This is a genomic window from Limnohabitans sp., from assembly GCF_030158565.1.
In the GTDB taxonomy this organism is placed as follows: domain Bacteria; phylum Pseudomonadota; class Gammaproteobacteria; order Burkholderiales; family Burkholderiaceae_C; genus Limnohabitans_A.
Genome location: NZ_JAOASQ010000058.1, coordinates 1 through 6,641, shown reverse-complemented (window position 1 = coordinate 6,641; position 6,641 = coordinate 1). Strand labels below are relative to the sequence as shown.

Annotated in this window: 8 protein-coding genes; 4 read left to right on the top strand and 4 right to left on the bottom strand. The window is 62.4% G+C overall.

Annotated features, from left to right (window positions below; all coding sequences use genetic code 11):
* The 4 genes from Q1W40_RS12550 to Q1W40_RS12535 form a co-directional block, all read right to left on the bottom strand.
* Positions 1 to 505, bottom strand: a 505-nt coding sequence (locus tag Q1W40_RS12550; protein WP_300712572.1) for an aminotransferase class IV, incomplete at its 3' end; no start/stop codon positions are given.
* A 45-nt stretch (positions 506 to 550) separates the two neighbouring features.
* Entirely contained in the window at positions 551 to 961 is a 411-nt protein-coding gene (locus Q1W40_RS12545) for a glycerate kinase (protein WP_300712570.1), read from the bottom strand.
* 31 nt (positions 962 to 992) lie between these two features.
* Positions 993 to 2,378 (bottom strand): DNA repair protein RadA, encoded by a 1,386-nt coding sequence (radA, locus tag Q1W40_RS12540; RefSeq protein WP_300712568.1) that lies wholly within the window; start codon positions 2,376 to 2,378, stop codon positions 993 to 995.
* Positions 2,379 to 2,425: 47 nt separating this feature from the next.
* On the bottom strand, positions 2,426 to 3,472 hold the full coding sequence (locus Q1W40_RS12535) for a nitronate monooxygenase (protein WP_300712566.1): 1,047 nt from the start codon (positions 3,470 to 3,472) through the stop codon (positions 2,426 to 2,428).
* An 83-nt stretch (positions 3,473 to 3,555) separates the two neighbouring features.
* Between Q1W40_RS12535 and hpaR the strand changes: the two genes are divergently transcribed.
* The 4 genes from hpaR to Q1W40_RS12515 all read left to right on the top strand — a co-directional run.
* On the top strand, positions 3,556 to 4,041 hold the full coding sequence (gene hpaR, locus Q1W40_RS12530) for a homoprotocatechuate degradation operon regulator HpaR (protein WP_300712565.1): 486 nt from the start codon (positions 3,556 to 3,558) through the stop codon (positions 4,039 to 4,041).
* A gap of 3 nt (positions 4,042 to 4,044) precedes the next feature.
* Positions 4,045 to 4,710, top strand: coding sequence for a fumarylacetoacetate hydrolase family protein (locus Q1W40_RS12525; protein ID WP_300712563.1), 666 nt, complete (start codon positions 4,045 to 4,047; stop codon positions 4,708 to 4,710).
* Positions 4,707 to 5,471 (top strand): fumarylacetoacetate hydrolase family protein, encoded by a 765-nt coding sequence (locus Q1W40_RS12520; protein ID WP_300712561.1) that lies wholly within the window; start codon positions 4,707 to 4,709, stop codon positions 5,469 to 5,471. The genes Q1W40_RS12525 and Q1W40_RS12520 overlap by 4 nt, the downstream gene beginning before the upstream one ends.
* 152 nt (positions 5,472 to 5,623) lie before the next feature.
* On the top strand, positions 5,624 to 6,641 hold a 1,018-nt coding region (locus Q1W40_RS12515; protein ID WP_300712559.1), incomplete at its 3' end, for an aldehyde dehydrogenase family protein.

Here is a 6,641-nt window from a genome sequence, read left to right as displayed (position 1 = left end):
TGCTCACCGCCTTGGCTTGCGTCATGGTGATGTTGACGTGGTGGCGGGTGTAGCTCGAAGTCTTCACGCGGATGCCGCGCTTCATGCCTTCTTCGCCGAGGTAAGCACCCCAAGTCCAAGCGGCGACCATCAAATGGATGGTGTTGCCTTTGGGGCTGACGCCCAATTTTTTGTCGCCAATCCAGGTCAAGGGGCGGATGTAACCGGATTCCAGTTTGTTCTCGCGCACAACAGCGCGCTGGGCTTCGTTGACCTGCTCTTTGGTGAACGGAATGGCCATGCGCAAAATCTTGGCGCTGTTGAAGAGGCGGTCGGTGTGTTCTTGCAGGCGGAAGATGGCCGTGCCTTGCTCGGTTTTGTAAGCGCGCACGCCTTCAAAGGCGCCGCAACCGTAGTGCAGGGTGTGGCTCAGCACATGGATCTTGGCGTCGCGCCAGTCGACCATTTGGCCGTCCATCCAGATTTTGCCGTCACGGTCTGACATAGAAGGAATTACGACGCTCATCAGGGTTCCTTAGAAGAGGGTTTGTTGGCTGTAAAAACACCCATTTTACGGGGTCATCGGTTCTGTATTTTCGGGGCGATGCAGTGACCATTCGGTCAATTTGCCACCGATGAAAGTGCAAGTCACGCTGGATTGCCCCGTGTCTGTCCAAGTGAAAACCTCGGGCTGCTCGTCTTTGGGGCTGTGCAGACTGCCCAGTGAGCGTGTCATGGCGATGACATGCATCAGGCTGACGCCCTTTTTGAGCTTGGCGTTGAGCATCACCGCGCTGGCCACGTGGCCAATCGGTCGGTTGGCGGCTTTTTTCAGGATGGTGATCATCCGCGTGAAATGCAGCAAGATCCACATGACCACGCCGCCAGCGGCCAAAGCGACGCCCGCCCAACCAAATTGACGCCAAGCACCCGCAGTGAAAACAATGATGGCCACAGGGGCCAGGATTTTGGTGAAATTCATGGAGGGGGATTGTGCCTTGCTCAAGAGGGGGTCAATCCAGCCCCCGCACCACCTGCATCGCTTCTTCGATCCGGTCCACCGGGTAAATGGTCAGGCCTTCAAACGACTTGTCGTTCTTCTTGGGCGCATTGGCTCTGGGCACCACGGCCACTTTGAAGCCCAGCTTGGCGGCTTCTTTGAGGCGGTCTTGGCCGCGCGGGGCAGGGCGCACTTCACCGGCCAAGCCCACCTCGCCAAAAGCAATGAAACCTTTGGGCAGCGGCTTGCCGCGCAGGCTGCTGGTGATGGCCAGCATCACCGCCAGGTCGGCAGCGGGCTCGCGGATGTGCACACCGCCCACGGCGTTGACAAACACGTCTTGGTCCATACATGCCACGCCCGCATGGCGGTGCAGCACCGCCAGCAACATGGCCAAGCGGTCGCGCTCCAAACCCACGCTCAAGCGCCTCGGGCTGGGGCCGCCTGAATCCACCAAGGCCTGAATCTCGACCAGCAGTGGCCGTGAGCCTTCGAGCGTGACCATCACGCAGCTGCCGGGTACGGGCTCGCTGTGCTGGCTTAAAAAGATGGCGCTGGGATTGCTCACGCCCTTCAGGCCTTTTTCGGTCATGGCGAACACGCCAATCTCGTTGACGGCACCAAAGCGGTTCTTGATGGCGCGGATCAGGCGGAAGTTCGAATGCGTGTCGCCTTCAAAGTACAGCACCGTGTCCACCATGTGCTCGAGCACGCGGGGGCCAGCCAGTGCGCCTTCTTTGGTCACATGGCCGACCAGCACGATGGTGGTGCCGGTGGATTTGGCGGTGCGCGTCAAGTGAGCGGCGCATTCGCGCACCTGCGCCACCGAGCCGGGCGCCGAAGTCAGTTGGTCCGAATACACCGTCTGGATCGAGTCGATGATGGCGATATGGGGCTGGCGCGACTGCAAGGTGTGCAGGATTTTTTCAAGCTGGATCTCGGGCAACACCGGCACCAGCGAGTCTGGCAGGCCCAGGCGGCGCGAACGCATGGCCACTTGGGCGCCGCTTTCTTCGCCCGTCACATACAGCGTGTTCATGCCGCTGCGCTGCAAAGCGTCCACCGCCTGCAGCAGCAAGGTGGATTTGCCAATGCCCGGATCGCCACCGATCAGCACCACACCGCCTTCGACCATGCCACCGCCCAGCACACGGTCCAGCTCGTCGATGCCGGTGGGGTGGCGCTCGAAGTCGGCTGCTTCAATTTGCGACAGCGGCAACACCTCGGACGTGGGGGCTAGTGAGGCATGCGCCGAGCCAAAACGGTTTTTGCCCGCAGCCGGTTCGGCCGAGCCCTCGATCAGCGTGTTCCAAGCGTTGCAGCTGGGGCACTTGCCCATCCAGCGGGCGCTGGTGCCACCGCATTCGGTGCAGGTGTAAATCGATTTGTCTTTGGCCATGTGCGGTGTCGGGTGCGAACGTCAAATGAGCGTTGTAGTGTGCCTGATCAAGCCCGCCAAGCGGCGATGAAGCGGTGTGTGATGTCTGCTGCGGGGCCCGTCTGCATGTGGGCCGTGTTCTGCCCCGCCCACAGGGGCGTGAAGTCGCTGCTGCCCTGTGCTTCGGCGGCTGCGCGAAGCGGGGCCATGGCCGCCGTGGCCAGCGGGAAGTTGGGCGCCAGCGGACTCATGGCACCCAGTTCGCGCATGACGCGGTTGACGATGCCGCGTGCAGGCCGGCCGGTGAACACATTCGTCAAGGCCGTGTGCCGCGCCGCAGGCGATTGCAATGCGGCGCGGTGCAAGGCGCTGGTGCTGGCTTCGTCGCTGCACAAATAAGCGGTGCCGATTTGCACGCCCGCCGCCCCGAGGGCTTTGGCCGCTTGCACGCCCGCCGCGTCGGCGATGCCCCCGGCCGCGATGACGGGCACGCGCACGGCTTGAACGATTTGGGGCAGCAGGGCGAAACTGCCCATTTGGGTGGACACATCGCTGCTGAGGAACATGCCCCGGTGGCCACCTGCTTCCAGCCCTTGGGCGATCACGGCATCGGCGCCGTGCGCTTGCAGCCAGAGGGCTTCATCGACCGTGGTGGCCGACGACAAGACGATGGTGCCCCAGCTTTTGACGCGGGCCACCAGTTCAGGTGAGGGCAGGCCGAAGTGAAAGCTGACCACCGCAGGGCGAAAGGCTTCCAGCACATCGGCTGACGCGTGGTTGAACGGCACCCGGCTCGGGCCGCTGGCGATGTTTGCTGCGTCCAGACCCAGTTCCCGGTAAAAGGGCTGCAGCTGCTGGCGCCAAGCGCTTTCTTGGGCCGCATCGGGTGTGGGCTGCGCGTGGCAAAAGAAGTTGACGTTGTAGGGCTTGTCGGTGGCCTGGCTCAGCGCTTGCAATTGCGCCTGCAAGTCGCTGGCGCTGAGCATGGCGGCTGGCAATGAGCCCAGACCGCCCGCACGGCAAACGGCGGCGGCCAGCCGGTGGTTTTGCACCCCGGCCATGGGGGCCTGGATGATGGGGGCGGCCAAGCCCAAGCGGTCAAGACATGAAGACATGCGCTGACTGTAATGGCTTTGGCGGGTGTCTCAGGGTTGTCCCGATGTTGTGGCGTGGAGAAATCATTTAACATGTTAAATAAATGACGAGCCGCACCCCATTTGTTCACCGCAATTTGCCACGCCTGCTGCTGGAAGCACGCGAGGCGGTCATGGCGCACACGCGGCCCAGCCTGCGCCAGCATGGCTTGTCCGACCAGCAGTGGCGTGTGCTGCGGGTGCTGGGCGAGCATGCCGATGAGGCGGCAGGGGTGGAAACCGGGCGTGTGGCCCGCGAGGCGTATTTGCTGGGCCCGAGCCTGACCGGTGTGCTGGCCCGCATGGAGCGCGATGGGCTGATTGATCGGGCGCGTTGCCCGCAAGATGCCCGCCGCACCGTGGTGCGGGCCACGGCCGCAGGGCTGGCCAAAGTGCAAGCCCTGTCGGAAACCATCGAAGCGCATTACGCCTGGATGGAGCGTGAACTGGGCAAGACCAAATTGACCGCTTTGTACGAATTGCTCGATGGCGTGATCGCCCTGCAACTGCCGCAGGACAGCGCCGTCCTAGACATGGATGAGGAGGAATAAGACATGCAAATGACCCGGACTTCACAACGGCCCTGGCAACCCGAGGGCACGGTGTATGGCACCTTGCTCAACTTTCGCCGAGAGTGGGATATCCGTGCGCCGCGCATGAACGACGAGCCGCACAAGGCACCACCCCAAGCGCCTGTGCTGTACGTCAAGAGCGCCAACACCTTCAACCCGGCAGGGCACGACCTGCTGCTGGAAGACGGCATCAAGGAAGTCGATGTGGGCGGCACACTGGGGCTGGTCATGGGTGAAGGGGGTCAGGTGGCCGCCGGGGCCTTGCTGTGCGACTGGTCTGTCCCGCACATGAGTTACTACCGCCCACCGATCAAATACCGCTGCCGTGACGGCTACCTGGCTTTGCCCTTGCAAACCACTGCCTGCCAGGCCTTGAGCGACTGGACCGATCTGGAAATCGAAGTGCGCCTGAACGATGCCGTGGTGCAGCGTGTGCGCTTGTCGTCCATGGTGCGCGATGCCGCCACACTGCTGGCCGATGTGAGCGAGTTCATGAGTTTGCAGCCCGGCGATGTGTTGATGGTGGGCACCGACTGCCTGCCCGATGGCACGCGCCCCAAAGCCCGGCACGGTGACCGGGTCATGATTTCAGCGCCGGGCTTTGTCAGCCTGCAGCAAACCGTTCGTCTGCAAGGAGGTGCCGCATGAAGCACGCACGCGTTGCTTGGTCGGGTGGCATCCACAAAGCCATCGAATCGGACGGTCAGCTGTGGCTGACCCAGGGGCCTCACGCCGGTCGTCGGGTGGGCTTTGACGAGGTCGTCTGGTTGCCTCCATTGGCGCCAGTGCCTCAGCCGCGCACCGTCATCGCGCTGGGCCTGAACTATGCGGACCATGCCAAGGAATTGGCCTTCAAGGCGCCGGAAGAACCGCTGGCTTTCATGAAAGGCGAGGCTTCGCTGGTCGGACACAAGGCCATGACCTATCGCCCGGCCGAGGTGAAGTTCATGCACTACGAGTGCGAGCTGGCGGTGGTCATCGGCCGCACGGCCCGCCATGTGAAGAAAGCCGATGCCTACGACTTCGTGGCCGGTTACAGCGTGGCCAACGACTACGCCATACGCGACTACCTGGAAAACTGGTACCGCCCGAATCTGCGCGTGAAAAACCGCGACACCTGCACGCCCATTGGCCCCTGGCTGGTCGACGCGGCCGATGTGCCCAATCCCATGGCTTTGAAGTTGCAGACCACCGTCAACGGTCAGGTCACGCAAAGCGGCAGCACCTCCGACATGATTTTTGATGTGCCCACGCTGATCGAATACTTCAGCAGCTTCATGACGCTCAACCCCGGCGACTTGATCTTGACCGGCACGCCCGACGGCGTGGTCAACGTGAACCCCGGTGACGTGATCGTCACCGAGATCGAAGGCATTGGGGCCTTGATCAACACCATTGTTGCTGGGTGAGCATGAAACCGCGATGAAACCCCAAACGGCATCACACACCCAAGACGTCATCCCCGCGCACGCGGGGATCCATGGTGTTGACGCTTGGCCTGCATGAATTCCCGCGTGCGCGGGAATGACAGTGCCATGAAAACAGAAACAGGAGACTGAACATGAAAATCGACCACCTCATCAACGGCCAGTCCGTCGCAGGCCGCGACTACTTTGAAACCGTCAACCCCGCCACGCAAGAAGTGCTGGCCGAAGTCGCCTCGGGCGGCGAGGCGGAAGTTCATGGGGCTGTCGCCGCTGCCAAAGCTGCTTTCCCGAAATGGGCCGCCACGCCAGCGACTGAGCGCGCCAAGATCATGCGCAAGTTGGGCGACCTGATCACGAAGCACGTCCCAGAGATTTCGGAAACCGAAACCCAGGACTGCGGTCAAACCATCAGCCAGACCGGTAAGCAGTTGGTGCCGCGTGCGGCCGACAACTTCCATTACTTTGCCGAGATGTGCACCCGCGTGGACGGCCACACTTACCCCACGCCCACGCACCTGAACTACACGCTGTTCCACCCGGTGGGCGTGTGCGCGCTGATCAGCCCGTGGAACGTGCCCTTCATGACCGCCACCTGGAAGGTCGCGCCTTGCCTGGCCTTTGGCAACACTGCCGTGCTCAAGATGAGCGAGCTCTCGCCGCTCACCGCTGCGCGTCTGGGCGAGCTGGCGCTGGAAGCGGGCGTGCCCCCCGGCGTGCTGAACCTGGTGCACGGCTTCGGCAAAGAGGCGGGCGAGCCGCTGGTGTCGCACCGCGATGTGCGTGCCATCAGCTTCACTGGCTCCACTGTGACCGGCAACCGCATCGTGCAAATGTCCGCACAAAAGGGTGGCCTCAAAAAGTTCAGCATGGAACTGGGCGGCAAGAGCCCGTTTGTGATCTTTGAAGATGCCGACCTGGACCGTGCTTTGGACGCGGCCGTGTTCATGATCTTCAGCAATAACGGCGAGCGCTGCACGGCGGGCAGCCGCATTCTGGTCCAGCAAAGCATCTACGCCGACTTCGCCGCCAAATTCGCGGAGCGCGCCAAACGCATCACCGTGGGCGACCCGCTGGATGAAAAAACCATCGTTGGTCCGATGATCAGCAAAGCCCACCTGGCCAAGGTGCGCAGCTACATCGAGCTCGGCCCCA

Bases quoted from the DNA above. Each gene is read 5' to 3' on its own strand.
- Q1W40_RS12535 (WP_300712566.1), bottom strand. From the start codon at position 3,472: ATGTCTTCATGTCTTGACCGCTTGGGCTTGGCCGCCCCCATCATCCAG.
- hpaR (WP_300712565.1), top strand. From the start codon at position 3,556: ATGACGAGCCGCACCCCATTTGTTCACCGCAATTTGCCACGCCTGCTG.
- Q1W40_RS12525 (WP_300712563.1), top strand. From the start codon at position 4,045: ATGCAAATGACCCGGACTTCACAACGGCCCTGGCAACCCGAGGGCACG.
- radA (WP_300712568.1), bottom strand. From the start codon at position 2,378: ATGGCCAAAGACAAATCGATTTACACCTGCACCGAATGCGGTGGCACC.
- Q1W40_RS12545 (WP_300712570.1), bottom strand. From the start codon at position 961: ATGAATTTCACCAAAATCCTGGCCCCTGTGGCCATCATTGTTTTCACT.
- Q1W40_RS12520 (WP_300712561.1), top strand. From the start codon at position 4,707: ATGAAGCACGCACGCGTTGCTTGGTCGGGTGGCATCCACAAAGCCATC.